At 66.1% G+C, this 25,811-nt stretch carries 22 protein-coding genes; 5 read left to right on the plus strand and 17 right to left on the minus strand.

Annotation, left to right across the window (positions count from 1 at the left end):
* Positions 1–32: 32 nt before the first annotated feature.
* From AASM09_RS13970 to AASM09_RS13985, 4 genes are all read right to left on the minus strand, one after another.
* Positions 33–3,203 (minus strand): efflux RND transporter permease subunit, encoded by a 3,171-nt coding sequence (locus tag AASM09_RS13970; RefSeq protein WP_049429137.1) that lies wholly within the window; start codon positions 3,201–3,203, stop codon positions 33–35.
* A 127-nt stretch (positions 3,204–3,330) separates the two neighbouring features.
* Positions 3,331–4,554: an efflux RND transporter periplasmic adaptor subunit gene (locus tag AASM09_RS13975; protein WP_049429138.1), complete on the minus strand. Its 1,224-nt coding sequence runs from the start codon at positions 4,552–4,554 to the stop codon at positions 3,331–3,333.
* 91 nt (positions 4,555–4,645) lie between these two features.
* Positions 4,646–5,416 (minus strand): SDR family NAD(P)-dependent oxidoreductase, encoded by a 771-nt coding sequence (locus AASM09_RS13980; protein WP_049429139.1) that lies wholly within the window; start codon positions 5,414–5,416, stop codon positions 4,646–4,648.
* Positions 5,413–5,640, minus strand: coding sequence for a hypothetical protein (locus AASM09_RS13985; protein WP_049429140.1), 228 nt, complete (start codon positions 5,638–5,640; stop codon positions 5,413–5,415). Before AASM09_RS13985 ends, AASM09_RS13980 begins: the two co-directional genes overlap by 4 nt.
* Positions 5,641–5,787: 147 nt before the next feature.
* On the opposite strand from AASM09_RS13985, the gene AASM09_RS13990 reads away from it, so the two are divergent.
* Positions 5,788–6,819, plus strand: coding sequence for a LysR family transcriptional regulator (locus tag AASM09_RS13990; protein ID WP_005409107.1), 1,032 nt, complete (start codon positions 5,788–5,790; stop codon positions 6,817–6,819).
* A 1,061-nt stretch (positions 6,820–7,880) separates the two neighbouring features.
* Here AASM09_RS13990 and AASM09_RS13995 read toward each other — a convergent pair.
* Both AASM09_RS13995 and AASM09_RS14000 read right to left on the minus strand, forming a co-directional pair.
* Complete coding sequence (locus tag AASM09_RS13995; RefSeq protein WP_010484399.1) at positions 7,881–8,576, minus strand: OmpA family lipoprotein; 696 nt, start codon at positions 8,574–8,576, stop codon at positions 7,881–7,883.
* 139 nt (positions 8,577–8,715) lie between these two features.
* Positions 8,716–10,131, minus strand: coding sequence for a cryptochrome/photolyase family protein (locus AASM09_RS14000; RefSeq protein ID WP_049427050.1), 1,416 nt, complete (start codon positions 10,129–10,131; stop codon positions 8,716–8,718).
* A 109-nt stretch (positions 10,132–10,240) separates the two neighbouring features.
* Here AASM09_RS14000 and AASM09_RS14005 point away from each other — a divergent pair, with 109 nt between their 5' ends.
* Complete coding sequence (locus AASM09_RS14005; RefSeq protein ID WP_049427049.1) at positions 10,241–10,825, plus strand: SMI1/KNR4 family protein; 585 nt, start codon at positions 10,241–10,243, stop codon at positions 10,823–10,825.
* A 19-nt stretch (positions 10,826–10,844) separates the two neighbouring features.
* On the opposite strand, the gene AASM09_RS14010 is transcribed toward AASM09_RS14005, so the two are convergent.
* Genes AASM09_RS14010 through AASM09_RS14025 form a run of 4 tightly spaced genes read right to left on the minus strand, consistent with a single transcriptional unit; the run spans position 10,845 to position 16,462 of the window.
* The gene (locus tag AASM09_RS14010; protein ID WP_049427048.1) at positions 10,845–11,459 is read right to left on the minus strand and encodes an inorganic diphosphatase; all 615 of its coding nucleotides are present in this window, start codon (positions 11,457–11,459) and stop codon (positions 10,845–10,847) included.
* A gap of 10 nt (positions 11,460–11,469) precedes the next feature.
* Positions 11,470–12,837 carry a purple acid phosphatase family protein gene (locus tag AASM09_RS14015; RefSeq protein ID WP_100443615.1) on the minus strand — a complete coding sequence of 456 codons (1,368 nt, stop codon included), beginning with the start codon at positions 12,835–12,837 and terminating at the stop codon, positions 11,470–11,472.
* Positions 12,834–13,949, minus strand: coding sequence for a phytase (locus AASM09_RS14020; protein WP_049426849.1), 1,116 nt, complete (start codon positions 13,947–13,949; stop codon positions 12,834–12,836). The genes AASM09_RS14015 and AASM09_RS14020 overlap by 4 nt, the downstream gene beginning before the upstream one ends.
* A complete protein-coding gene (locus tag AASM09_RS14025; protein ID WP_219632311.1) occupies positions 13,949–16,462 on the minus strand; it encodes a TonB-dependent receptor in 2,514 nt (837 codons plus the stop codon). The genes AASM09_RS14020 and AASM09_RS14025 overlap by 1 nt, the downstream gene beginning before the upstream one ends.
* Before the next feature lie 216 nt (positions 16,463–16,678).
* Between AASM09_RS14025 and upp the strand changes: the two genes are divergently transcribed.
* Both upp and AASM09_RS14035 read left to right on the plus strand, forming a co-directional pair.
* A complete protein-coding gene (gene upp, locus AASM09_RS14030; protein WP_005409099.1) occupies positions 16,679–17,311 on the plus strand; it encodes a uracil phosphoribosyltransferase in 633 nt (210 codons plus the stop codon).
* 171 nt (positions 17,312–17,482) lie between these two features.
* On the plus strand, positions 17,483–17,776 hold the full coding sequence (locus AASM09_RS14035; RefSeq protein ID WP_012479780.1) for a PsiF family protein: 294 nt from the start codon (positions 17,483–17,485) through the stop codon (positions 17,774–17,776).
* A 120-nt stretch (positions 17,777–17,896) separates the two neighbouring features.
* On the opposite strand, the gene AASM09_RS14040 is transcribed toward AASM09_RS14035, so the two are convergent.
* From AASM09_RS14040 to rsmD, 6 genes are all read right to left on the minus strand, one after another.
* The gene (locus AASM09_RS14040; RefSeq protein ID WP_005412984.1) at positions 17,897–18,784 is read right to left on the minus strand and encodes an MBL fold metallo-hydrolase; all 888 of its coding nucleotides are present in this window, start codon (positions 18,782–18,784) and stop codon (positions 17,897–17,899) included.
* A gap of 116 nt (positions 18,785–18,900) precedes the next feature.
* The gene (gene ggt, locus AASM09_RS14045; RefSeq protein WP_049429084.1) at positions 18,901–20,631 is read right to left on the minus strand and encodes a gamma-glutamyltransferase; all 1,731 of its coding nucleotides are present in this window, start codon (positions 20,629–20,631) and stop codon (positions 18,901–18,903) included.
* Complete coding sequence (locus AASM09_RS14050; RefSeq protein WP_004153175.1) at positions 20,628–20,909, minus strand: YfhL family 4Fe-4S dicluster ferredoxin; 282 nt, start codon at positions 20,907–20,909, stop codon at positions 20,628–20,630. Before AASM09_RS14050 ends, ggt begins: the two co-directional genes overlap by 4 nt.
* Before the next feature lie 132 nt (positions 20,910–21,041).
* Entirely contained in the window at positions 21,042–21,533 is a 492-nt protein-coding gene (locus tag AASM09_RS14055; RefSeq protein WP_005409092.1) for a hypothetical protein, read from the minus strand.
* A gap of 60 nt (positions 21,534–21,593) precedes the next feature.
* Entirely contained in the window at positions 21,594–22,103 is a 510-nt protein-coding gene (gene coaD / locus AASM09_RS14060) for a pantetheine-phosphate adenylyltransferase (RefSeq protein ID WP_005409091.1), read from the minus strand.
* A gap of 26 nt (positions 22,104–22,129) precedes the next feature.
* On the minus strand, positions 22,130–22,708 hold the full coding sequence (gene rsmD, locus AASM09_RS14065; RefSeq protein ID WP_049429083.1) for a 16S rRNA (guanine(966)-N(2))-methyltransferase RsmD: 579 nt from the start codon (positions 22,706–22,708) through the stop codon (positions 22,130–22,132).
* A gap of 755 nt (positions 22,709–23,463) precedes the next feature.
* Here rsmD and htpG point away from each other — a divergent pair.
* Positions 23,464–25,356 (plus strand): molecular chaperone HtpG, encoded by a 1,893-nt coding sequence (htpG, locus tag AASM09_RS14070; RefSeq protein WP_049427982.1) that lies wholly within the window; start codon positions 23,464–23,466, stop codon positions 25,354–25,356.
* 145 nt (positions 25,357–25,501) lie between these two features.
* Here the strand turns inward: htpG and AASM09_RS14075 are convergent, their stop codons facing one another.
* Positions 25,502–25,801 (minus strand): hypothetical protein, encoded by a 300-nt coding sequence (locus AASM09_RS14075; protein WP_049427983.1) that lies wholly within the window; start codon positions 25,799–25,801, stop codon positions 25,502–25,504.
* Positions 25,802–25,811: the final 10 nt, after the last annotated feature.

The following is a 25,811-nucleotide window of genomic DNA, read 5'->3' on the forward strand; positions in this document are numbered from 1 at the left end:
CGGCCAATGACCGGCGGCGACGGGGTTCCATGTCAGTGGTGGATGGTCGGCTCGCCGTGCTGCACCAGCTGGCCACCACCATTGCGGGTGACGAACTTGCGCAGGGCCACGTAGAACACCGGGGTGAGGAACAGGCCGAACAGGGTCACGCCCAGCATGCCGGCGAACACGGTGATACCGGTCACCGAGCGCACCTCGGCGCCTGCACCGTGCGACAGCACCAGCGGCACGGTGCCGGCGATGAACGCGATGGAGGTCATCACGATCGGGCGCAGACGCAGGCGGCAGGCTTCCAGCGCCGCTTCAACGATGCCCTTGCCGCCCATCTCCAGCTCTCTGGCGAATTCGACGATCAGGATCGCGTTCTTGCACGCCAGGCCCATCAGCACCACCAGGCCGACCTGCACGAACACGTTGTTGTCACCGCCGGTGAGCCAGACGCCGAACAGCGCGGACAGCAGGGTCATCGGCACGATCAGGATCACCGCCAGCGGCAGCGACCAGCTCTCGTACAGCGCGGCCAGCACCAGGAAGGCCAGCATGATCGCCACCGGGAACACGATGAAGGCGGCCTTGCCCTGGGTGGCCTGCTGGTAGCTCAGGTCGGTCCATTCAGTGGTCATGCCCACCGGCAGCACCTTGCCGGCAATCTCGGTCAGCTTGTTCATCGCTTCGGCCGAGGACAGCAGGCGCGGGTCGGCTTCACCGGCCAGGTCCGCTGCCGGGTAGCCATTGAAGCGCAGCACCGGGTCCGGGCCGAAGGTCTGCTTGATGGTGACCATCGAACCGATCGGCACCATTTCACCGCGGTCGTTGCGGGTACGCAGCTTGCCGATGTCCTCGACCGTCTCGCGGAACGGGCCATCTGCCTGGGCGATCACCTGCCAGGTACGGCCGAACTGGTTGAAGTCGTTGACGTAGGCCGAACCCAGGTAGGTCTGCAGGGTGTCGAACAGCTCGGTGAGCTGCACGCCCTGTGCCTTCGCCTTCACGCGGTCCACCTCGGCATCCAGCTGCGGCACGTTGGCCTGGTAGCTGGAAATCGGGAAGGCCATGCCCGGCGTCTGCGCCACGGTGCCCTGCATCGCCTGCACGGCTTTCTGCAGCGCGCCGTAGCCCAGGTTGCCACGGTCCTCGATGAACATCTGGTAGCCGTTGCCGTTACCCAGGCCGAGGATCGGCGGCGGCATCATCGCGAAGGCGAAGCCTTCCTGCAGCCCGGCGATCTTCTGGTTGATCTCGGCATTGATCTGCGCAGCGGTACGGCCATGACGCTCGGCGAACGGCTTGAGCGGAATGAACGCCACACCGGTGTTCGGCGTGTTGGTGAACTGCAGCGCGTTCAGACCCGGGAACGAGATGGTGTGGGCCACGCCATCGGTTTCCTGGGCGATCTTGGCGACCTTGCGCAGCATTTCATCGGTACGCGCGATCGACGAACCTTCCGGCAGCTTCACGCCGGCAATCAGGTACAGCTTGTCCTGGGTCGGGATGAAGCCCGGCGGCACCAGCTTGAAGATCACGCCGGTACCGACCAGCAGGACCGCGTAGACCACGAACACCGCGCCGCGACGGCCGAGGATGCGCGCCACGCCACGTTCGTACTTCTCCGAGCTGGACTTGAAGAAGCGGTTGAACGGACGGAACACCCAGCCGAACAGGCGGTCGATCAGGCGGCTCGGGCCGTCCTTCGGTGCGCCGTGGGCCTTCAGCAGGCGCGCGGCCAGCGCCGGCGACAGGGTCAGCGAGTTGATCGCCGAGATCACCGTGGAGATGGCGATGGTGACCGCGAACTGCTTGTAGAACTGGCCGGTGACACCGGACAGGAACGCCATCGGCACGAATACGGCACACAGCACCAGCGCGATCGCCACGATCGGGCCGGACACTTCACGCATGGCCTGGTGTGCCGCCGCGGTGGGCGACAGGCCTTCTTCGATGTTGCGTTCGACGTTCTCCACCACCACGATCGCGTCGTCGACCACGATGCCGATCGCCAGCACCAGGCCGAACAGGCTCAGCGTATTGATCGAGAAGCCCAGCAGGTACAACGCGGCGAAGGTACCCACCACCGACACCGGCACCGCGATGAGCGGGATGATCGAAGCGCGCCAGGTCTGCAGGAACAGGATCACCACCAGCACCACCAGCGCGATGGCTTCCAGCAGCGTGGAGACCACGGCCTTGATCGAGTCGCGCACGAAAATGGTGGTGTCATACACGGCTTCGTACTTCACGTCGGCCGGCATGGTCTTCTGCATCTCGTCCATCGTCGAGATGACCTGGTCGCGGATTTCCAGCGCGTTCGCACCCGGCGACTGGAAGATGCCGATACCGACCGCGTTCTTGCCGTCCAGCTGCGAGCGCAGGGTGTAGTCACCCGCACCCAGTTCCAGGCGGGCCACGTCGGACAGGCGCACGATCTCGCCATCGGTGCCACTCTTGAGCACGATGTCGCCGAATTCCTTTTCGGTCTTCAGCCGGCCCTGGGCATTGATCAGGGTCAGGAACTTGCTGTCCGGCAGCGGTTCGGCGCCGAGCTGGCCGGCCGACACCTGCACGTTCTGCTCGCGCATGGCGCGCACCACGTCGCTGGCGGTCAGGCCACGCGAAGCCACCTTGTCCGGATCCAGCCAGGCGCGCATGGCGTAGTCGCCACCACCGAAGATCTGCGCGTCACCGACGCCCGGAATACGCGCCAGCGCGTCCTTGACGTGCAGGCGGGCGTAGTTGCGCAGGTACAGGGTGTCGTACTTGCCTTGCGGCGAGGTCAGGTGCACCACCATCAGGAAGGTCGGCGACTGCTTCTGCGTGGTCACGCCCTGCCGGCGCACGTCCTCGGGCAGGCGCGCCTGCGCCTGCGCCACACGGTTCTGCACCTTCACCGCCGCCGCGTCCGGGTCGGTACCCGGGCGGAAGGTAACGGTCATCTGCAGCACGCCGTCGGAACCGGCGACCGACTTCAGGTACATCATGCCTTCGACGCCGTTGATGGCTTCTTCAAGCGGCGTGGCGACGGTCTCGGCAATGACCTTGGGGTTGGCGCCCGGATAGACCGTGCGCACGACCACCGACGGCGGCACCACTTCCGGGTACTCGCTGATCGGCAGGATTGGAATCGTGATCAGGCCTGCGGCGAAGATCACGATCGACAGCACCGCCGCGAAGATCGGCCTGTCGATGAAGAAACGGGAAAAGTCCATGGAGGAATTCCTGGGAAAGGCATTCGGCGGGCAACAGCCACCCTGCCCCTCGCCGAGATGACGAAGGCAGGGAAGGCTGCCGCTGGCGCCGGCAGCTAAGCGGGGACGCGGATCAGGAGACGGCGGGTCAATGCTTCAGGGCGGCGGTGGCATCGCGGCCCGGTGCCGGCGCGGCCTGTGGCTGCATCGCCACCGCCTTGGCCTGCACCGGCATGCCCGGCATGAAGACCTTCTGCACGCCGTCGATGATCACCTTGTCGCCCGCGGCCAGGCCGTGTTCGACAATGCGCAGGCCGTCGGCGGTGCGACCGAGCTGGATGTCGCGGCGCTGGGCCTTGCCATCCTTGTCGACCACGTAGACATACTTGCGGTCCTGGTCGGTCAGCACGGCCTTGTCGTCGATCAGCAGGGCCTGGAACTGGCCGCTGCCGAGCAGCTGCACGCGGGCGAACAGGCCCGGGGTGAACTGGCGGTCGGCGTTGTCCAGCAGTGCGCGGACGCGGATGGTGCCGGTGCTGCGGGCGACCTGGTTGTCGAGGAAGTCGACCTTGCCCGAGTGCGGGTAACCTTCCTCACCGGACAGGCCGACCTTCACCGGCAGCTCGCTGTCACGCTCGCTCGGGCGCTCGCCCTTGCGTGCCATCTGGGCATAGCGCAGGAAGGTGCTTTCGTCGGCATCGAAGTAGACGAACACGGTATCCAGCGAGACCAGCGTGGTCAGCACGCTGGCACTGTCGCCGGCGGTGACCAGGTTGCCGGCGGTGACCATCGCGCGGCCGGCACGGCCGTCGATCGGTGCGCGCACCTTGGTGAACTCCAGATTGAGCCGGGCCGCATCCAGCGCGGCCTGCGCCGCCTGCACGGCGGCACCGGACTGGTCAGCGGCGGCACGACGTTGCTCGGCGGTCTCGGTGGAGATCGCCTGCTGCTCGGACAGGCGCTTGGCGCGCTCGGACTCGCTGCGGGCCAGCGTGGCCTGGGTACGTGCGCGGGCCAGTTCGGCGGCAGCGCGATCGTACTCGGCCTGGTAGCTGCGCGCGTCGATGGTGAAGAGCACTTCGCCCTTCTTCACTTCCTGGCCTTCGACGTAGTTGACCTTGTCGATGTAGCCGGACACGCGCGGACGCAGTTCAACGCTCTGTACCGCTTCGACGCGGCCGCTGAATTCGTCCCACTGGCTGACCTGCTTGACCAGCACCGGCGCTGCGCTGACCTGCGGCGGAGGCGGTGCACCGGCTTCTTCGGCATGGCCGCCGCTGCACGCCGCCAGCACGGCCGCAGCGAGGATCGACACGCCGACCATCGCGATGCGATGGCCGAAACGATGTGGGGTGGTATTGGGGGAAGTCATGGCATGCATCCGTACGGAGGGGTGGTACAGCTATATGAGAACGTGTTGCAAAAATCGGCGCCGCATACTGCGACCTCAACCATGGTCGAGGTCAAGCGACGCCTGCGGTATCGCGCCACAAAGGGGGAACTTCCAAGTGCAGCAGGCCACGCGGCAGTTCGGCATCGCTGCTGTCACAGCGGACGATGGCGCGGTTGTCGCGGCAACCATCCAGCAGCGAGACCACGCGACGACCCACCAGCAGCGAGCTGGGCCACTCGATGCAGGCATTGGCCGCGTTGGCCGGGGTACAGACCGGGCTGCAGACTTCCAGCATCTGCGCACGCACGCCCAGCGCCTGCGCCTCCTGGTGCACGACCTGCGCGTACATGCGCAGCGCGGCGGTGGTGATCGAGGTCTCGCCGTAACCCGCCCACGGTTTGGCGTTGGCCGGGCTGCCGATCATCACGTAGCGCCGTGCATGCACGTTGTCCTGCAGCAGCGGCAGCAGGTGACGCACCGCGTGCACGTGCGGCATCAGATCGGCCTGCATCGCGCCCATCAGTTCGTCACCGTTGCGGTCGACCACGCGACCGCGGCGGTATGGCCCACCCATTGCGGCGATCACTGCCGCCAACGGGCGCGGGCGCTGCGCGATGCGTTCGGCCAGCGCGCGCGCCGATCCGTCGTCGCTGAGCGAACCCAGCACCGTCTCCAGGCCCGGCTCATCGGCGAACTGCTCGTGCAGCGCCGCCAGCCGGCCCGGATCGCGGCCGACAACCAACACCGGGCTGCCGGCCTCCAGCAGCGCGCCCACCACACCCTGGCCGACGGCACCGGTGCCGCCCAAGACCAGGACTTCGGGCGTCAGCATCCCATTCACGGGACATTTCCTCCCATATCCGGGATAGTCCCGATTCGACGCAGTCGGTCACCCTTGTGAGGGACCAGGCGGAGGGCGCCGCCACGCTGCTGACGCATGGGCGCGGTAAACTCACGGAAGTCCTTGTGTACCAAGGAACTCGGGCGGGCTTCGACGGTCATCGCCAGGTCCAGGGTGTTCTGGCCGGCGTTCCGGAGTCGGGCAAGAATGTTGCGCAGGCTCATGGCGGACGGGCTCCAATTAACGAATGGCGCCACGATAGACCTCAAACCTTTACTTGATTAGTCCTGATTAAGGGGAATAATCATCCCGCTCCCGGTCCAATCGTTCTGTCACGATTGTCCCATCCCCGACGTCCAGGATCCCCGACCATGTCCCACGATCTCAACGAGACGCTGATCTTCGTCAAAGTGGTCGAGCAAGGCAGCTTCATCGCCGCTGCCAAATCGCTCGGCCTGCCCAAGACCACGGTCAGCCGCAAAGTGCAGGAGCTGGAAACGCGCCTGGGCGCGCGCCTGCTGCACCGGACCACGCGCCGCCTCGGCCTGACCGAAGCCGGTTCGATCTACCACGAACATTGCCAGCGCATCGCGCGCGAACTGGAAGAAGCCGAGAGCGCGGTGAGCCAGCTGCAGTCCGGCCCGCGCGGCTGGCTGCGCTTCACCGTCCCCTATTCGATCGGCATCACCTGGATCGCCCCGCTGCTGGGCCAGTTCCATGCGCAGTACCCGGAGATCCGCCTGGACATGCACATGGGCAACGAGAAGCTGGACCTGATTGCAGGTGAAGCGGACCTTGCGCTGCGCGTGGGGGCCCTGCCCGATTCCAACCTGGTCGCGCGCAAGCTGGGTAGCCTGCGTACGCAGGTGTTCGCCAGCCCGGCCTACATCGAGCGCTATGGCGAACCGCTGCACCCGGAAGAACTGCAGTTCCATCGCATCCTGGCCATGCGCAAGCCGTACCACACGGGTAATTCGCCGCGCTTCACCTGGCAGCTGGGCGAGAACGGCGGTGAACTGCGCGACTTCCCGGTCACCCCGCTGATGACCGCCAACGACATGTCTGCGTTGAATGGGGCATTGGTGTGTGGCGAAGGCCTGCTGCTGACCGGCGACGTGATGGCCAAGCCCTTCGTCGAATCGGGCATGGTGCGCCGCGTGCTCGCTGGCTGGACCGGTCCGGAAGTGGACTTCAACGCCGTGTTCGCCGGTGGCCGCCTGGTCTCGCCAAAAGTGCGTGCGTTCGTCGACTTCCTGGTCGAGAAGCTCAACTTCGACGCCAATTACATGCTGGCGCAGTGCCCGGGTGCGAAGCTGGCGCAGCAGCAGAAGGAAAAGGAAGACGCTGCACTGGAAAGCAGCGGCAAGCGGATCCTGGAGAAGGTGGCCGCTTCGGCGGCATGACCGAGGGTATCCTCGCGTGGCGTGGATCTACCCGGGCGCGCGATGTCGCTTTCTGTAGCGTCGAGCCATGCTCGACTGCTTTTCGAACGGCGCCGACCAAGGTCGGCATCTACCAGAAGAGGTAGCCGAGCGTGGCTCGGCTCTACAGGCGCTATCGGTGTGCCGAGCAAGCTCGGCACCTACAAAAATGCCGCCTGCAAGGGCGGCATTTTCGTTCCAGGTGCGCCCGGTTTCCGGTAGATGCCGACCTTGGTCGGCGCCGTAGGAGAAGCCGCAAACGGGAACGCTATCGGTGTGCCGAGCAAGCTCGGCACCTACAAAAATGCCGCCTGCAAGGGCGGCATTTTCGTTCCGGCTACGCCCGGTTTCCGGTAGATGCCGACCTTGGTCGGCGCCGTAGGGAGAAGCCGCAAACGGGAACGCTATCGGTGTGCCGAGCAAGCTCGGCACCTACAAAAATGCCGCCTGCAAGGGCGGCATTTTCGTTCCGGGTGCGCCCGGTTTCCGGTAGATGCCGACCTTGGTCGGCGCCGTAGGGAGAAGCCGCAAACGGGAACGCTATCGGTGTGCCGAGCAAGCTCGGCACCTACAAAAATGCCGCCTGCAAGGGCGGTATTTTCGTTCCGGCTACGCCCGGTTTCCGGTAGATGCCGACCTTGGTCGGCGCCGTAGGGAGAAGCCGCAAACGGGAACGCTATCGGTGTGCCGAGCAAGCTCGGCACCTACAAAAATGCCGCCTGCAAGGGCGGCATTTTCGTTCCGGGTGCGCCCGGTTTCCGGTAGATGCCGACCTTGGTCGGCGCCGTAGGGAGAAGCCGCAAACGGGAACGCTATCGGTGTGCCGAGCAAGCTCGGCACCTACAAAAATGCCGCCTGCAAGGGCGGTATTTTCGTTCCGGCTACGCCCGGTTTCCGGTAGATGCCGACCTTGGTCGGCGCCGTAGGGAGAAGCCGCAAACGGGAACGCTATCGGTGTGCCGAGCAAGCTCGGCACCTACAAAAATGCCGCCTGCAAGGGCGGCATTTTCGTTCCGGCTACGCCGGAACTGTAACGCTGCGCGTTACTGCTTGAGCGGAATCACACGAATTTCGACACGGCGGTTCTTGGCACGGCCCGCATCGGTGCTGTTGTCGGCAATCGGGTACGACTTGCCGGCGCCCAGCGTTTCGATACGCACGCTCTGCACGCCCTGGCCGATCAGGTACTGCGCGACCGAGTCGGCACGTTCCTTCGACAGGCGGTTGTTGACCGCGTCGCTGCCGATGCTGTCGGTATGGCCGACCACTTCGATCATGGTCTGGTTGTAATCGCGCAGGGTGCCCGCCACGCCGTTGAGCGACCCGTAGAACTGCGGCTTCAGGGTCGACTTGCCGAAGTCGAAGGTGATGCCGTCCGGCAGGTTCAGCATGATGTTGTCGCCCTGGCGCTGCACATCGATGCCGGTGTTGGCGGTGCGCTCGCGCAGCGCGCGTTCCTGGCGATCCTGGTACTGGCCGACGGCGGCGCCGCTGAGCGCACCGATACCGGCACCGATCAGGGCATGCTGACGACGCTCGGTGGCGCTGTCGCCGGTCAGCAGGCCGGCTGCCACGCCAATGGCGGTGCCGATCAGGGCGTTGCGGCCGGTGCGGTTCTGCTGCTCGGTCGGGTTGCCGTACTGGTCACTCTGTACGTAGGAGCCGCCGGTGGCGCAGGCCGACAGGACGGCCGCACTCATCAGGGCCAGTGCGACGTTGCGGGTGGTGTTGCGGATCATGAGATTCTCCTTGGTTTCCGGTCGGCCGGCGGCCTGCGGGCGCAAAGAGAATAAACAGCCCGATGCGATGCCGGAATGATGATCGGGCACCGCGACAGGCCCACGTTCAGCTAACTGACCGGATCGCTCAGGTCGCTCTTTACCCTGCCCCCGACTGGCGGTAAGCCGCCAACGCGGCGTCGCGGCCCGCGGCCAGATCCACCAGCGGCGTGCGTGGATAGCCCGGTGCATGCGCCGCCAGCAGCAACGGATGCTGCCAGGGCGCGAATCGTGCCTTCACCGGCAGTGCGGCCAGTTCGGGCACCCAGCGGCTGATGTACCGAGCCTGCGGATCGAATTTCTCGGCCTGGGTCACGGGGTTGAACACACGGAAATACGGTGCGGCATCGGCACCGGTTCCCGCCACCCACTGCCAGCCCATCGTGTTGTTGGCCAGGTCGGCATCGAGCAGGGTGTCCCAGAACCATCGCGCGCCATGCAGCCAGTGCGCACGCAGATGCTTGCACAGGTAGCTGGCGACGATCATCCGCACCCGGTTGTGCATGTAGCCGGTGTGCCACAGCTCGCGCAGGCCTGCATCGACGATCGGCACACCGGTGTTGCCGCGCTGCCAATCGCGCAGCTGCGCGTCACTGGGCGTTGCCCATGGGAAGCGATCGAAGCGCGGGTTGAGGTTGTCGGTGGGCGTCTTCGGGAAGTGATGCAGCAGGTGGTAGGCGAAGTCGCGCCAGCCCAGCTGGCGCAGGTAGCCATCGATGTCGGCGTCGGTGCCGGCACTGCGCAGCCCTTCCAGCGCGTGGGCGATGCGCCAGGGTGCGATTTCGCCGAAATGCAGGTGCGGCGACAGCCGCGAGGTCCCGACCCGGTCCGGCAGGTCGCGCTGCTGGCGGTACCCGCGCAGGGCACCGTCTTCAAAGACGGACAGTGCTTCCAGCGCACCTGCCTCGCCTGGCTGCCAGTGCTCCCAGAAGCCGGTATCCCAGTCCAGTGCTGGCGCCAGCTGCAGCGCGTCCAGCGCGCGGCTGTCGACCTCATGTGCCGGCAGTTTCTCCGGTGCAGCCTGCAAGGCTGGCAACCGCCAATGGCTTAGCACGTTGCGCCAGTACGGGGTGAATACCTTGTACGGCTGCCCTTGCTGGGTCGCGATGTCCCAGGGCTCGAACAGCAGGCTGCCATTACAGCTCTGCGCATCGATGCCCTGCTCGCGCAGCGTGCGCTTGATGGTGGCATCACGAGGTTGCGTGGCCGGCTCGTACTTGCGGTTCCAGTACACGGCTTCTGCGTCGCTCTGTTCGATCAGGGCCTGCAGCGTCGGCAGGCTGTCACCGCTGCGCAGCACCAGCGAGGACCCCCGCGCGCGCAGGTCCGCATCCAACGCGGCCAGTGATCGGTGGCGCCACGCATCGGAGGCGGCACCCGGCGCCCAATCGCCTTCTTCGTGCGGCGCATGGATGTAGACCGGCACCACGTCGTGACCGGCATCCAGCGCGGCCTGCAGGGCCGGATTGTCCTGCAGCCGCAGATCACGGCGGAACCATACCAACGCTACCGACACAGACACCGCCTTCGTTGTGGAAGGCGGACATGATAGCCAGCGACGGTGAAGGCGTTGCACGCAGACGCCGTCTGCTAGGCTGCCGGGCCGCTCCTCGTTGGACCCCGCCATGGATGATCTGCATGCCCCATTCGCCCGCTTCGGCCTGCTACGGGCCCAGCACGAGGGTGACTGGCAGGGACCTTTCCCGCTACCGCCTGTATTGGCATGCTTCTACGCGCAGGTCGGACCCCTGGGTCATGAGATCAATGCGAAGGTGGGCAACGCCGGCATCACCCTTCCGGGCCTCGATATCTGGATACCGCCGCTGCAGCGCCTGTGGAGTCACCAGGCCGGCTATCGCTGGCACGGCATCAGCGGCGAGCCGATCCAAGACTGGCCATCGAACTGGCTGGTGATTGCCGATCGCAGTGCCGATCCGTTCATCCTCGACCTGGATGATGGCCACGTGCTGTTCAGCCATCACGGCGCCGGCCTGCGGGATGCCGGCGAGATCGCTGCCGACGTACCGACCCTGATGGCTGTGCTGGCGGCGGCCGGCACGGTATACCTCGGTGCCGGCGATGACCTCTACAACGACGATGACGATGGCGGCATCCGTCCTGAACACCAGGAGGCAGCCGTACAGGCGGTGGCCCGGGTACTGGGCCACCGCCTGCAGGCCGAGTCGTTCATCGAGATGTTGCTGGACTGAATCCACGCATGGCGTGGATCTACTTTTCGAAGCGCTGCATCGCCTCGCTGATCAGTGCCCGCGCCTCGGCGGCGTTGCCCCAACCGTTGAGCCGCACCGGGTTGCGCCCGGCCGGCAGGTCCTTGTAGACCCGGAAGAACGCTTCGATGCGCTGTCGTTCGATCTCCGGCAGATCGGCCAGGTCGCGGATGTTGGCGTAGGTCGGGTCAACCTTGTCGGTCGGCACGCCGATGATCTTCTCGTCGTGCTCGCCGCCGTCGATCATCTTCAGGTAGCCGATCGGCCGGAAGCGCACGATCACGCCCGGGTACAGGGGTTCACGGGTCAGCACCAGCGCGTCCAGCGGATCGTTGTCGCCAGCCAACGTGCGCGGCATCGAACCGTAGTTGGCCGGATAGGCGACCGGCATCGACTGGAAGCGGTCCACATGCACCAGGCCGTCTTCCTTGATCTCGTACTTGGTGAAGCTGCCGGCCGGAATCTCCACCGCCAGATTCACTTCCTGCGGGGCTTCCCTTGGTTGGGCCACCAGGAACGGATGCAGCACGGTATCGGCAGCGGTCACCGCTGTCGCGAGCAGGAGCAGGGCCCCGCCGATGGCAGCCATGGGGACAAGACGGCGTACGGTTTTCATCTGGATCTCCTCATTCCCAGCAGCGATCAGCGCGGCCCTTGGCAGTCTGCGCACGCGGGCAGTCACGCGGCGTGATGCGGCCTTCGGTCAGCTCCATGCGCTGTTTCCCCCCCTTGGCATCGCGGCGCAGTTCGAAGGCATCGTAGAGACGGCCGGTCACGGTGCGCGCTTCATAACGCAAGCGCTGCGGGTCGATGTTCAACACCTGGAACAACTGGGTGTCTTCGGCCACTGGGTTCATCGTCCTGCGCGCTTCATCGGACAGGCGGTACTGCTTCGGTCCGGCTACAGTCACCACGTACTGAGGCGTCGCGGCCTGCCCTTCGCCACGGCGACCATAGGTGTGATCGTGGCCCTGCAGCACCAGATCGACGTTGTGGCGGCGTACCACCGGCAGCAGCACGTCGCGCAGCGCGGCGTTCTCGCGGCCTTCGCGCGGCGAATAGAACGGCTGGTGCAGCAGTACGAGGGTCCACGGCTGCAGATTGCCGGTCAGCACCTTGTCCAGCCACTGCGCCTGTGCCTTGGCCGTGCCAAGGTCGAGTGCCGAAGTGCCATCGACCACCGCCACGCGCACGCCCTGCGCATCGAACCAGTAGCTGGTCTGCCGTGCGGCGGCAGCACCATTGCCCGGCAGCGCGAACGTCACCGGCCAGTGCCTGCCCAGCACGCGGCGCTCCTGCGGGGTGTCCTCGAACTCCTCGAAATACTCGTGGTTGCCGATCGCCGGCGCCACCAGCGTTTCCTGCGCGAGCCAACCGGTGGCGGCAAACCACTCCCCCCACTCGCTGTCATCCATGTTGTCGCCGCCGCTGACCAGATCGCCAGCGAACAGGCTCAGGCGTGCCCCGGGTGCGGCCTTCTGCGCAGCGCGCACCAGGCGGCTGACATGGCTGACGTTCTTGTTCTGGGTATCGCCGAAGTACAGCAGGGTCAGCGGCTGGTCGGGCGCAGCCAGCGTGCGCAGCTGGTTCCAGGCGCTCCAGCTGCCATTGCCCTGCACGCGGTAGACGTACTGCGTATCCGGCTTCAGGCCATCGATGTCGGCGCGATGATGGTGCGATACACCGTTTTCTGTCTGCAGTGTGCGGGTCGTCGCACGGATCTGGCGGATGCCCTCGATGGCGGGTGAATCACCGGCCAGGGCGATTTCCAGCAGCGGCGCCTGCACACTGCCGTCGGTGCGCCAGGCCACGGCGAAACCGTGGCTGGGATCGGCTGCAGGCGAAGCCACGATGCGGTCAGGCACCGTGGTTGCCGCGTAATGGCGGCTGCCCGCCGGCACCTGGGTGTTCGGTTCAGCCGCCGCGAACGACAGCGACGGCACGGCCAACAGCAGGCCAAACACCAGCGTGCGCATCACGCAACGCCGGCTCATGCGCCACACTCCAGCGGCAGCGCCAGCTGCTTGGCGATGCTCTCCCAGTCGAACGCCACCACGCCCTGGTCGTCGTGCACCGCGTACAGCGCACCATGGGGGAAGCGCGCGCTGGGCTGCTGCATCATCCAGATGCCATCGGTGTTGGCCACGGTATTGCCCTGGAACGCGCCGACGGGCTTCAGGGTATGGCGGTCGAACAAGTGGAACACGCTGCGCTGCTTGCCCTGTTCGGTGGTGATCCACCAGCCGTCCTTGCCACAGGTGCGCAGGGTCACGCCTTCGGCCTGTGCCTTGAACACATCACGGCCGAAGGTGGTGCCGGTGAAACGCCCCGCCAACGTGTAGACCTTGAACTCGCTGGCGTAGCTCTCGTCCTCCTCGGCGATCAGCAGGCGGTCGTTCTCGGGGTCGCCCCAGATCGATTCGACCACGCGCAGGGCGCCGGCCTCCGTGGTGTCACCAATGCTGGCCACAAGTTTCGCTTCGACCTTCGCACCGTCGCGGGTCACGTGGTACTGGCGCACGCGCTTGTCCAGTTCCTCCAGCGGCGGCAGGATGTCACGGCCCTGTGCATCCTCGCCGTTGTCCCAGGAGTCGGTGACGTAGACGCTGTAGCCATCGGCACGGCGGTCGACCCACAGCCCGTACGGCTTGCGCAGGTCGTCCGCAGCGAAGGTCGCCAGAGGGGTGAAGTCCGGAAGGCCCAGTACCTGTACGCGGTGATTGTCGCGCTCCACGATCCACAGCAGATCGTCGGTCACCGCGATGCCGTTTGGGCGGTCGAACTGCCCTGGCGCGGTGCCGCTGCTGCCTACGTCGCGCAGGTGCTGGCCGCTGCTGCCGTCGTAGACCACCAGCTTGTCGGTGGCCTTGGCAGTGGCGATCAGCCACAGCTTTCCGTCAGGTGCACGCCAGGCGGCGGGCGAATCGATGTTGTCGGCCGGCGTCATCGGCGAAAGGAATGCCTCGGCGATGGTGGTCACCGCACGCTCGGCCGTGGCCTTTGCCCCGGGCTTGGCCACGGACGGATCGTTGCTGGAGCCCGGCGTGCAGCCCGCCAGCAGGGCAGCCGTCAGCGCCGCGGCCATGACGGTGATGCGACGCCCCATCACAGTGCCACCTTCAGGCCCAGCACGTAGGTACGGCCATACTCTTCCATCTGCAGCGTGCGCGAGCGCGTGCCCTGGTACAGCTCAAGCGGCTTGTCCAGCAGGTTCTGTGCTTCCAGGTACATGCTCACGCGTGGAGTGAACTTGTAGTCCAGCGAGAAGTCGAGCTGGGTGTTCGGCGCAACGTAGATGTCGAAGGCGCGGCCCTTGCCGATGCTGTCCAGGTACTCGCTGCGGTATACCGCCGCCAGCCGCGTACTCAGACCGTACTTCTCATAGCCGATATGGGCACTGTAGACGTGCTTGGAGGCACGTGGCAGGGTGAAGTCCTCGCCTGGGCGGTCCTTGATGCCGGCATCGAACGTGGTGTCCAGCCAGGTGCCGCTGGCACCGACCAGCAGTCCATCCAGGCCGGAAGGCAGGAAGGCCAGCTGCTGCTGCCAGTTGAACTCGGCACCACGCACGGTGGCCTTGCGGCCGTTGATCGGCTGGGTCACGTCGAAACCGCCGTAGGCCGGATCATTGGTGCGCACGGTTTCCACGATGTAGCCGTCGATCGACTTGTGGAACAGGCCCAGCGAGACGATGCCGCTGGTGCCGATGTACTTCTCCACCGACAGGTCAATGTTCTTCGATTCGTACGGGTCCAGTTCCGGATTGCCCAGGCGCACTTCCTCGTCACCCCGGCTGTAGCCCACGCGCGGTGAAATGTCACCGAACGAGGGGCGCGATACGGTCTTGTTGGCCGAGGCACGCAGCACCCAGTCGTCTGCGGCGTCGTAGCGCAGGTGCAGGCCCGGCAGCACGTTGGTGTAGCTGCTGTTGGCCACGCGCGGGGTGACGGTGAAGCTGCGGCCGTTGGCCGCCACGTCCACCTGGTTGCCGGTCGCCTTGAACTGGGTGTTCTCCACGCGCACGCCGCCGATGATGCGCAGTGCGCCGATGTCCCAGGTACCCATCGCGTAGCTGGCGAAGATGTCCTCGCTGGCCACGTAGTCTTCTTCCAGCGAGGTCATCGCGTTGCCGCCAATGTCCTGCGGTCGGGCGCTGTACTGGCTGCCATTGGCCGCCCAGAACGCGCGCATCGCCGCCGAGTCCATGCCGTCGCCCAGGTTGCCATGGCGGTGTTCGGGCGAGGAGGTGCTCCAGCTCGACAGCGCGACCTTCGGGCCGACCCGCAGTTCGTTCTCGTCGACATTGACGTCGCGGTCGCGCCAGCGGCCCAGCAGGCCGATCTTGATGCTGCCGCTGTCGCCGTCGAAGCGCACGTTGACCTGCGCGCTGTGTTCCTTGTCATTGACCTGCTTGGGCGAGAGCACGAAGCGGTCGAAGGCGTAGTTGCTGTTGTCCAGCCACTGCGGATTGTCGAAGCTGTAGCTGGGCAGGCGGCTGCTCTGGTCAAGCGTGCCATTGAAGGCCTTGCCGCTGAGCTTGAAGCGCGCTTCCATCTCATCGTTCACCCGCTCTTCGGTGCGGGTGTAGCCCACCTTGTAGTCGACCACGGCGTTGGTCAGCTTGTTCTCACCGCCCAGGCTGGCCGCGAAGGTGTTTTCCTTCTTGGTGCGATAGCGCATGCGCTTGTCGATCGAATCCTTCGGCATGCCATCCAGGCGGTACTGGTCCGTGCCGGTCTTGACCATCTTCGCGTCGTCGAAGTTGAAGATCACGCGCTGGCGGGTTTCGGCATCGTCGAACTGGCTGTACAGCGTGCGCAGGTAGTACCTGCTGTCTTCGTTCGGGCGCCAGTCGAGGTTGAGGTTGGCGCCGATGCGCTTGCGCTCGATCTCGTACTTGCGGTGCTGCAGGTTGATCGCGGTGACGTCGCCCGGTGCGGCGTCATCCTCGCCGTCGTACTCCACTTCGGTATTGTCCGACTCGAACTTGCGCTTCTGGTAGTTCACGCCCAGCGCCACGCCGAAGGTGTCGTTGAACACTTCGCTGTAGTTGAAGGCCGCCTTCGGGCTGGTTTCACCGGACAGCTGCTGATGGCTGCCTTCGATCTTGCCACGCAGGCTGCGGCCGTCACGGTCGAAGGCCGAGGCCGACTCGACCAGCACCGCGCCGCCGATGGCGTCGCCGGGCATGTCCGGGGTGGGTGACTTCACCACGCGCAGGCGCTCGGTGGAATCGGACGGGATGACGTCCAGCGGGGCGGCGCGACTGGAATCCTCCGGCGTACCCACGGCGATGCCATCCACGCTGACGCTGTTGAGATTGGCATCCAGGCCACGGATCACCACGAAGCGGCCCTCGCCCTGGTCGCGGGTGACGCTGATGCCCGGCAGCCGCTGCAGCGACTCGGCCACGTTCTTGTCCGGGTACTGGCCCAGCGCGTCGGAGGACACCGCGTCTTCGATCGCGTCGCTGCTGCGCTTGAGGTCCACTGCGCGGATCTGCGATTCAAGCTGGGCGCGCACTTCAATGCGGTCCAGGTCGACCGCATCGGCGGCCACGGCGCCGGTGGCGGCGACCGCCTGCTGCCCGGCGGCCTGCAGCGGTGCGGCAGCCCCCATCGCCAGGGTCAGGGTGATGGCAACGGCCAACGGAGTCTTGATATGCACTGGGAATCCCCATTCCTGTTAAGAATGGGTCTGCACGGTATGTCCGCAAGGTTGCATGGCAATGACATGCATCTGCACATTTCATGCAGGCCGTCTCCGGCCCCGGTTTGGGGTTGTGCGCCCAATCCGGCAAAATGGCGGCCTCTCTCCTTCTTCCCCTTCCCGACCATGAAGATCGTCGAAGTGCGCCACCCGCTGGTGCAGCACAAGATCGGCCTGATGCGCAACGCCGCGCTCAGCACCAAGGATTTCCGCGAACTGGCCAACGAGCTGGGCACCCTGCTGGCCTACGAGGCCACCGCCGACCTGGACACCGAACCGCACACCCTGCCCGGCTGGGCCGGCCCGGTCACCGTGCAGCGCATCGCCGGTGCCAAGATCACCGTGGTGCCGATCCTGCGCGCCGGCCTGGGCATGCTCAGCGGCGTGCTGTCGCTGATCCCGGCCGCGCGCGTCAGCGTGGTCGGCCTGCAGCGCGATGAGGAAACCCTGCAGCCGGTGCCCTACTTCGAGCGCCTGACCGGCCGACTGGAAGAGCGCGATGCGCTGATCCTGGACCCGATGCTGGCCACCGGCGGCACCCTGATCGCCACCATCGACATGCTCAAGCGTGCCGGCGCCCGCCGCATCAAGGGCATCTTCCTGGTGGCCGCGCCGGAAGGCATCGAAGCGGTCAAGGCCGTGCACCCAGACGTGGAGATCTACACCGCGGCCATCGACGCCCAGCTCAACGACAAGGGCTATATCCTGCCGGGCCTGGGCGATGCCGGTGATCGCATCTTCGGTACCCGCGTCGGTTGATCCGGCGAACCGGGGTCAGAGCCCTTTCGTGCCGAAAGGGATCTGACCCCAGGCGCTACCCCAAGCGCTGTACTACAGGCCGGCTGCGGCGGCCGGGGCACGTTTCTTCACGTGGCCTTGCTGCCAGCAGGCCAATGCTCCGCGCACCCGCCACCGCTTGGAGTGTCCCCGATGAAAGCTTCATTCCTGCTGGCTGCTGTCCTGCTGGTCAGCCTGCCCCTGGCCGCCAATGCCACCACGCCGCAGCAGCAGCGCATGGCCGACTGCTCGGCCAAGAACAAGGGCCTGAAGGGTGACGCCTACAAGACCGCGCAGAGTTCCTGCCTCAGTGGCCACGCCGCCGAAGCCAAGCCGGCCAATGCGCAGCAGGAACGCATGCGCAAGTGCAACGCTGACGCGGGTGCCAAGAAGCTGGCCGGTGATGCGCGCAAGACCTTCATGAGCAGCTGCCTGAAGGCCTCGTAGCATCGCTCGTCCAGTTCAATCGAATGGGGTCAGAGCCCGTTGCGCAGCAACGGGATCCGACCCCGATAGATCGCAGCCAACTGTCAGAGGCGGGGCTGCAAGCCCCGCCGACAACACCCCTCACCCCAGCGCGCGCGCCTTCAGTTCGCCCTGCTCGTGCAGGGTCACGAAACGGCCTTTGTCATCGCGCCCCAGCTGCGCCAGTGCCACCTGCGGATCGTGGGTGAAAAACAGATGCACGTTGCGCGCCAGCTTGTCCTCAAGGAACTGCCGCTTCTCGTCGATCAACAGTTCGGCGTTGCGGTCGTAGCCCATGGTGATCGGTACGTGCACCCAGGAGCGGCCGGGAATCAGGTCGGCACAGAACACCACCCCGCCGTGCGCATCCTCGCCGGCGTGCGCATGGCCGACGATCTCGGCCAGCATCAACCCCGGCGTGTGACCATCGCTGTAGCTGAAGCGGACGCTGCGACCCAGTACCTTCGAGTACTCGCCGTCCACCACTTCCAGGCGGCCACTGGCCTGCAGCAGGCCAGGCAGCTCCGGAATGAAGCTGGCGCGGTCGCGCGGATGCGGCTGCATGGCGCGCTGCCAATGCTGCGCACCGACCACATAGGTCGCGTTGGGAAACAGCAGTTCCGGCTCACGCCCTTCGCTCCACGCCGCCAGCAGGCCACCGGCGTGATCAAAGTGCAGGTGGCTGAGCACCACCACGTCGATATCCTCGTGCTCGAAACCGGCCTCGCGCAGCGAATCGATCAGCACGTGCTGGCTTTCCTGCACACCGTAACGCTCGCGCATGCGCGGATCGAAAAATGCGCCGATACCGGTTTCAAACAGCACTGTCTTGCCTTCCAGCGGGCTGGCAAGCAGCGCACGGCAGGCCAGCTCGATGCGATTGAGCTCGTCCGGTGCCGCCCATTTTTCCCACAACGCACGCGGCGCGTTGCCGAACATCGCGCCGCCATCGAGGCGTTGCGAGTTTCCACGAATAGACCAGAGTTTCATGGGCTGATTATCGGCGCCGGCTCGTTAAATAATCGCTAGGAAGAAAACAGAAAACCCCGCCGTGGCGGGGCTTCAAGGTTTGCGTCCGCCGGGCATGGCCCGGCGCTACCGCCGCATCAGCGGGCCGGCACGACCTGGGCGCTGCCGACCGGGTTGCGCGGGTCGCTGCCGCCGAACAGTCTATTGGCCTTGCGGTCCCATTCCACGGTCTGCAGGTTGCCCCACACGTGGCTGGAACCGCGGCCGCCGGCGGCGACGTTGCCCGGCAGGTCGATCTTGTGGCCCATCGCCTGCAGCTGCTTCACCGTCGCCGCGTCGAACGCATCGTCCTCGGCTTCGATCAGGTCCGGCAGCCACTGGTGGTGGTAACGCGGCAGCGCGGCAACCTGCTGCGCATCCAGCCCGGCGTCGTAGCCGAGGATGCCCAGCAGCACCATGGTGATGATGCGACTGCCACCCGGGGTGCCCAGCACCACCACCTTGTCGGCATTCTCCATGAAGGTCGGCGTCATCGAACTGAGCATGCGCTTGCCCGGCTTCGGTGCATTGGCCTCGTAGCCCATCACACCGAACGCATTGGGCGTGCCCGGCTTCAGCGCGAAGTCGTCCATCTCGTTGTTCAGCAGCACGCCGGTGCCCTTCGGAATCAGCCCCGAGCCGTACAGCAGGTTGACGGTCTGGGTGGCGCCGACACGGTTGCCGTCGCGGTCGATGATCGAGAAGTGCGTGGTCTCGTCGTCTTCCAGCGGGGTCGGATTGCCCGACAGCAGGTCGCTGGGCGTAGCCTTCTCCGGATGGATGGTGGCGCGCAGGCCCTGTGCGTAATCCTTGCTGGTCAGCACCTTCTGCGGGATCTGCACGAAGTCCGGATCGCCGAGGAAGAAGGTGCGATCGCGGTAGGCACGGCGCATCGACTCCACCACAAGGTGGGTGCGGTGCGCCGGGTCCATCTTGTTGATGTCCCAGCCTTCCAGGATCTGCAGCATGCTGGCCAGCGCGATGCCACCGGACGACGGCGGCGGCGCAGTGGTGATCTTCCAGCCGTTGTAGTTGAACACGATCGGCTCGCGCTGCTTCACGCGGTAGCCGGCCAGCTCTTCAGCGGTCCACTTGCCGCCAGCCTGCTTCACCCCGGCCAGCAGCAGTTTTCCGGTCTGGCCCTTGTAGAAGCCATCAAAGCCACCCGCGGCCAGGCGCTCCAGCGTCTGCGCCAGTTCCGGCTGCTTGAACAGGTCACCGGTGGCGATCGGCTTGCCGTTGCGCAGGTAAACCTCGCGCGTGCCGGGATAGCGCTCCATCACCTCACGACGCGAGGCATAGCCCTTGGCCATGCGGTCGTACACCGGGAAACCTTCGCGCGCGATGCGGATGGCTGGCTGCAGCGAGGCCGACAGCGGCAGCTTGCCATGCTTGGCCGACAATTCGACCAGCGCTGCAGGCAGGCCCGGAATACCGGCCGACCAGGCACCGTTGACCGAGCGGTCACGGTCGAGGTTGCCCTGCTTGTCGAGGAAGGCCTGCGGCGTTGCAGCGGCCGGCGCGGTCTCGCGCGCGTCCAGCATCACGTCCTTGCCGGTGGCCGCGTCATGCAGCAGGAAGAAGCCGCCACCGCCCAGGCCGGAGCTGATCGGCTCGACCACCGCCAGCGTGGACGACACTGCCACCGCGGCGTCGAAGGCGTTGCCGCCCTGCGCCAGAATGTCGATGCCGGCCTGCGTCGCCAGCGCGTGCCCACTGGCAATGGCCGCGCCATCGGGGCGCTCGGCACGGGCCGGGCTGTCGGCCCAGGCAATCGGGCTCAGCAGCAGGCCGAGCAGCAACAGGGGGCGGACGATCAGCGTCTTCATTCGGATGGGGGCTCCGCATAGAGTTCGGGGTGATCGTGCTGCAGCTGGCGCAGCTTGGCCAGCAGCTGGTCTTCCGTTTCCACGATCTCCGGGTCCGGATCGATGCACTCGACCGGGCAGACGACCACGCACTGTGGCTCGTCGAAATGACCCACGCATTCGGTGCAGCGCGCAGGGTCGATCACGTAGATGGTTTCACCCATCGCAATGGCCTGGTTCGGGCAGGCCGGCTCGCATACGTCGCAGTTGACGCAGAGCTCGTTGATTTTCAGCGACACGGCGATACTCCTCGCCCGCGCCCTGGGACAAAGGACCGGCCAGCGCGGGCGCGCGGGCCGGTCAGGTCATCAGCGACGCCCCTGCGGAGCGCCGCCCGGGCCATGCCGGAACATGGCCGCCATGGCTCGGTATTACTTGGCTTCGACGAAAATGTACTCGGCACCGGTCGGCTGGATGGCAGCCTGCACGCGGGCGTTGTCGGCCGACTGGCCGATGAAGACGACGCGCACGCCCTTCATCGAATCCGGCGACACGTCCTTGAACACGGCCTGGATCATGTCAGCCATCTTGCCCGAGGCCGACGAACCGAAGGCCAGCATGTTGCCCGGCTGCACGCCACGGGCCACGGCCTGGGTCGCGCTCTCGGTCTGGCGCTCGTACTTGGCCTGGAAGTCCGGGTCCGATTCCGGGGAGAGGTAGTACAGGAACGGGCTGTTGGTGATGTTGCCCATGTTCTGGATGGCCACTTCCTGCAGGTACTTCTTCCAGCCTGCATCGTCATCCTTGGCCGGGGCGACCAGGGCCTGCTTGGCCTCGTCGACCGGTGCGGCCTCTTCCTTCTTGCAGGCGGTGAAGGCCAGGGCCAATGAAGCGATCAGCATCGCGCGCATGGTGGTGTTCATGGGTTTCCTCCCGGAATGGTGCGTGGTGTTGTACGTAATGGGGTGCGGGTACAGCAGGGCTTACGACTGTGCCGCCTTCGCTTCGCGGACCTTGCGCAGGGCTTCGAGCACCGCGGCCGGCACGAAGCCGGACACGTCGCCGCCCAGGCGCGCGATCTCGCGGACCAGCGAGGACGAAATGAAGCTGTGCTGCTCGGCCGGGGTCAGGAACAGGGTCTCGACCTCGGGGATCAGGTGTCGGTTCATGCTGGCCATCTGGAACTCGTACTCGAAATCGGACACCGCGCGCAGGCCGCGCAGCAGCACCCCGCCCTGGACCGAACGTACGAAATGGGCCAGCAGGGTGTCGAAGCCGATGACCTCGACGTTGCCATGGTGGCCGAGTGCGCCACGCGCCAGCTGCACGCGCTGTTCCAGCGGCAGCGCCGGGCCCTTGGACGGGCTCTGCGCCACGCCCACCACGACCTTCTCAAACAGCGGCGCGGCCCGGCTGACCAGGTCGATATGACCATTGGTGATCGGGTCGAACGTGCCGGGGTAGACGGCGATGCGGCGGTTGGCCACGGTCATGGGCGGATGCAGATGTTCAGATGAAGTCAAAGTGTAGCAGCGGCGCGGCGGTACAGGGCAAAGCGCACCTCACGGGTGCCGCCCTCGCGGTGCAGCAGCCAGTCCGGCGGCAGCACCGGCACGTGGCCGGCCGGCGATTCCAGGTACAGCCAGGCATCGGCGGCCAGGTGCCGCGGCAGCTGGGCCAGCACGTCCTGCCACAGGCCATCGGCGAACGGCGGATCGATGAACACCAGATCGGCCAGCTGTGCCTGAGCGCCCTGCAGCCAGCGCAGGGCATCGGCCTGCACCACGGTGACCTGTTCGGTAGCCTGCAGCTTGGCCACGGCGGCGGTCAGATTGCGCCCCAGCTGAGCATCACGCTCGACCAGGGTGGCGTGGGCGGCACCGCGCGACACCGCTTCCAGGCCCAGCGCGCCGCTGCCTGCGAACAGATCCAGCACCCGTGCACCGCCCAGCTTGGGCATCAGCCAGTTGAACAGGGTCTCGCGCACGCGGTCGCTGCTGGGCCGAAGCCCGGGCAGGGACGGCACCGGCAAGCGGGTGTTGCGCCAGCGCCCGCCGATGATGCGGACCTGGCCGTCGTTGCCCGCACGGCCGCTCACAGGCGCCCCCGGCGAGGTTCATTCGAGAATTTCAGCATGAGCGGGATTGTAGTCGTCCGGGCGGCGCCCGGGGACGCGCCAACGCATGCGCGCTGTCGCTCCCACGCTTCGCTGCGCGAAACGCGGGCCCCACTTACCAGCTTCCACACCCCCGCCGCTTCGCGGCCGCCCCCTGACTCAGGGGGCTCCACCCCAGACGCGATCCAATGCTCGACATACAGGCAGGGTCAGATCCGTTTTCCTGCGGAAAACGGATCTGACCCCAGTTTTATTTCGATATCTGACAGATGTGTCGACCAAGGTCGACACCTACCAACAGCCGCGTGAACCTGTCAGAGGCGGGGCGGTGTGGGTTGGCAGGACCGTTGGCGCCATGGGCCCGAGGCATGCCTCGGGCGGGTTGGGCAGGACGCCCAACCCCGGTCTTGCTGAGTGCGCAGGACAGCGCACACGAGCAAGGCGCCATCGAGCCCCCATGGGTGAGGGCGCTTTGCTTGCGAAGCACCGCTTCGCAAGCGCCCGAACGCACAGCCGCCAGCGGCTGGGCCGGCCCCCGGAGGGGGGTTTACGGCGTGTCCTGCCCACCCACACCGCCCCGCCATCCCACGGATAGCCCGCTGTTGCTGTTGCATCGGCCTCTGCAGGTGCAGGGCTGCAAGCCCTGCCCGACCAACCCCTTGATTTCGGGACAATCAGCCATACCCCTTGGCGAGGCCGCACGCGCTGGCGCGGCATTGCACATGGAGCCTTAATCGATGACCGAGACCACCCAGACCGAAACCCTTGGCTTCCAGACCGAAGTCAAGCAGCTGCTGCAGCTGATGATCCACTCGCTGTACTCCAACAAGGAGATCTTCCTGCGCGAGCTGGTCTCCAACGCCGCCGATGCCGCCGACAAGCTGCGCTTCGAGGCCCTGACCCAGCCTGCCCTGCTGGAAGGCGACAGCGAGCTGCGCGTGCGCGTCAGCTTCGACGCCGCCGCCCATACCATCACCATCGAAGACAACGGCATCGGCATGAGCCGCGCCGAAGCCATCGCCCACCTGGGCACGATTGCAAAATCCGGCACCGGTGACTTCCTGCGCCAGCTGTCCGGCGACCAGAAGAAGGATTCGCAGCTGATCGGCCAGTTCGGCGTCGGCTTCTACAGCGCCTTCATCGTCGCCGACGAAGTGGAAGTGACCTCGCGCCGTGCCGGCCTGGCTGCAGGCGAAGGCGTGCGCTGGACCTCGCGTGGCGAAGGCGATTTCGAAGTGGCCACCGTCGACAAGGCCGAGCGCGGCACCCGCATCGTGCTGCACCTGAAGGACGGCGAGCACGACTTCGCCGATGGCTGGCGCCTGCGCAGCATCCTGAAGAAGTACTCGGACCATATCGGCCTGCCGATCCAGATGCCGAAGGAAGGCGGCGAAGAAGGCGCCGCCATCGAGTGGGAGACCGTCAACCGCGCCAGCGCGCTGTGGACCCGCCCGCGCACCGAGATCAGCGACGCCGAGTACAACGAGTTCTACAAGCACGTGGCGCACGACCACAGCGACCCGCTGGCGTGGAGCCACAACAAGGTCGAAGGCAAGCTGGAGTACACCTCGCTGCTGTACGTGCCCGGCCGCGCGCCGTTCGACCTGTACCACCGTGACGCGCCGAAGGGGCTGAAGCTGTACGTGCAGCGCGTGTTCGTGATGGACCAGGCCGAGCAGTTCCTGCCGCTGTACCTGCGCTTCATCAAGGGCGTGGTCGATTCCAACGACCTGTCGCTGAACGTCTCGCGCGAGATCCTGCAGTCCGGTCCGGTCATCGACTCGATGAAGGCCGCGCTGACCAAGCGCTCGCTGGACATGCTGGAGAAGCTGGCCACCGACAAGCCTGAGCAGTACGCCACGTTCTGGAAGGAATTCGGCCAGGTGCTGAAGGAAGGCCCGGCCGAGGACTACAACAACCGCGAGAAGGTGGCCGGGCTGCTGCGCTTCGCCTCCACCCGTGGCGACGCCGATGCGCAGGCCGTGTCGCTGGCCGATTACATCGGCCGCATGGCCGAAGGCCAGGACAAGATCTATTACCTGACCGGTGAGAGCTACAGCCAGGTGCGCAACAGCCCGCACCTGGAAGTGTTCCGCAAGAAGGGCGTGGAAGTGCTGCTGCTGACCGACCGCATCGACGAGTGGCTGATGGGCTACCTGACCGATTTCGACGGCAAGGGCTTCGTCGACATCGCCCGCGGCGACCTCGACCTGGGCGCGCTGGAAAGCGAGGCCGACAAGCAGGAACAGGAAGCGGCCGCCAAGGACAAGCAGGGCCTGGTCGAGCGCCTGAAGACGGTGCTGGGCGACGACGTGGCCGAGGTGCGCGCGTCGCACCGCCTGACCGATTCGCCGGCGGTGCTGGCCATCGGCGAACAGGACCTGGGGCTGCAGATGCGCCAGATCCTGGAAGCCAGCGGGCAGAAGGTGCCCGAAAGCAAGCCGGTGCTGGAGATCAACCCGGGTCACCCGCTGATCGCCAAGCTGGACGCCGAAGGCGATGGCGCACGTTTCGACGACCTCGGCCGGGTGCTGTTCGACCAGGCCGCACTGGCCGCCGGTGACAGCCTGAAGGACCCGGGCGCGTACGTGGCACGCCTGAACAAGCTGCTGCTGGAGCTGTCGGCCTGATCGGCAGGGTGGAGGTCAACCTTGGTGACGCGCTTTTGTAGAGTCGAGCCATGCTCGACTGCTCCATGAGTGCCAACCAAGGTTGGCACCTACCGAGGCGGGTCGGGCGTGCCAACCAAGGTTGGCACCTGCCGAGGCGGGTTGCTCAGGCCTGGCGATCCAGCAGTGAGCCCAGCATCTGGTCCTGCCGCCGGATCACTGCGGCGTTGGCAGCGAAAGCCACCACTTCGGCCTTGGCCGCCAGCAGATCACCCAGTGGCGCGCCCGGATCGGAGCCGGTGGTGGCCACCGCCGTCTCCACTCCGCCCTGCTCCACCGCACTGCGCTGCAGTTGCAGGCGCTCGGCATCCGGGGTCGCCAGATTGGCCACGTTGTGCGCGGCCACCTGAACACCCTGCTGGGCCGCGCGCATGCCGCTGAGTGCCGTTCCCATCACATTGTTCATGGCGGTCTCC

Origin of the sequence: Stenotrophomonas maltophilia, assembly GCF_039555535.1 — a bacterium.
Lineage (GTDB): Bacteria > Pseudomonadota > Gammaproteobacteria > Xanthomonadales > Xanthomonadaceae > Stenotrophomonas > Stenotrophomonas maltophilia_Q.

What these genes read in the sequence shown, in the direction of transcription:
- AASM09_RS13970 (WP_049429137.1), bottom strand. Translation starts at nt 3,203, where the DNA reads ATGGACTTTTCCCGTTTCTTCATCGACAGGCCGATCTTCGCGGCGGTG.
- AASM09_RS13975 (WP_049429138.1), bottom strand. Translation starts at nt 4,554, where the DNA reads ATGACTTCCCCCAATACCACCCCACATCGTTTCGGCCATCGCATCGCG.
- AASM09_RS13985 (WP_049429140.1), bottom strand. Translation starts at nt 5,640, where the DNA reads ATGAGCCTGCGCAACATTCTTGCCCGACTCCGGAACGCCGGCCAGAAC.
- AASM09_RS13990 (WP_005409107.1), top strand. Translation starts at nt 5,788, where the DNA reads ATGTCCCACGATCTCAACGAGACGCTGATCTTCGTCAAAGTGGTCGAG.
- AASM09_RS13995 (WP_010484399.1), bottom strand. Translation starts at nt 8,576, where the DNA reads ATGATCCGCAACACCACCCGCAACGTCGCACTGGCCCTGATGAGTGCG.
- AASM09_RS14005 (WP_049427049.1), top strand. Translation starts at nt 10,241, where the DNA reads ATGGATGATCTGCATGCCCCATTCGCCCGCTTCGGCCTGCTACGGGCC.
- AASM09_RS14010 (WP_049427048.1), bottom strand. Translation starts at nt 11,459, where the DNA reads ATGAAAACCGTACGCCGTCTTGTCCCCATGGCTGCCATCGGCGGGGCC.
- AASM09_RS14015 (WP_100443615.1), bottom strand. Translation starts at nt 12,837, where the DNA reads ATGAGCCGGCGTTGCGTGATGCGCACGCTGGTGTTTGGCCTGCTGTTG.
- AASM09_RS14020 (WP_049426849.1), bottom strand. Translation starts at nt 13,949, where the DNA reads ATGGGGCGTCGCATCACCGTCATGGCCGCGGCGCTGACGGCTGCCCTG.
- AASM09_RS14025 (WP_219632311.1), bottom strand. Translation starts at nt 16,462, where the DNA reads ATGGGGGCTGCCGCACCGCTGCAGGCCGCCGGGCAGCAGGCGGTCGCC.
- upp (WP_005409099.1), top strand. Translation starts at nt 16,679, where the DNA reads ATGAAGATCGTCGAAGTGCGCCACCCGCTGGTGCAGCACAAGATCGGC.
- AASM09_RS14035 (WP_012479780.1), top strand. Translation starts at nt 17,483, where the DNA reads ATGAAAGCTTCATTCCTGCTGGCTGCTGTCCTGCTGGTCAGCCTGCCC.
- AASM09_RS14040 (WP_005412984.1), bottom strand. Translation starts at nt 18,784, where the DNA reads ATGAAACTCTGGTCTATTCGTGGAAACTCGCAACGCCTCGATGGCGGC.
- ggt (WP_049429084.1), bottom strand. Translation starts at nt 20,631, where the DNA reads ATGAAGACGCTGATCGTCCGCCCCCTGTTGCTGCTCGGCCTGCTGCTG.
- AASM09_RS14055 (WP_005409092.1), bottom strand. Translation starts at nt 21,533, where the DNA reads ATGAACACCACCATGCGCGCGATGCTGATCGCTTCATTGGCCCTGGCC.
- coaD (WP_005409091.1), bottom strand. Translation starts at nt 22,103, where the DNA reads ATGACCGTGGCCAACCGCCGCATCGCCGTCTACCCCGGCACGTTCGAC.
- htpG (WP_049427982.1), top strand. Translation starts at nt 23,464, where the DNA reads ATGACCGAGACCACCCAGACCGAAACCCTTGGCTTCCAGACCGAAGTC.
- AASM09_RS14075 (WP_049427983.1), bottom strand. Translation starts at nt 25,801, where the DNA reads ATGAACAATGTGATGGGAACGGCACTCAGCGGCATGCGCGCGGCCCAG.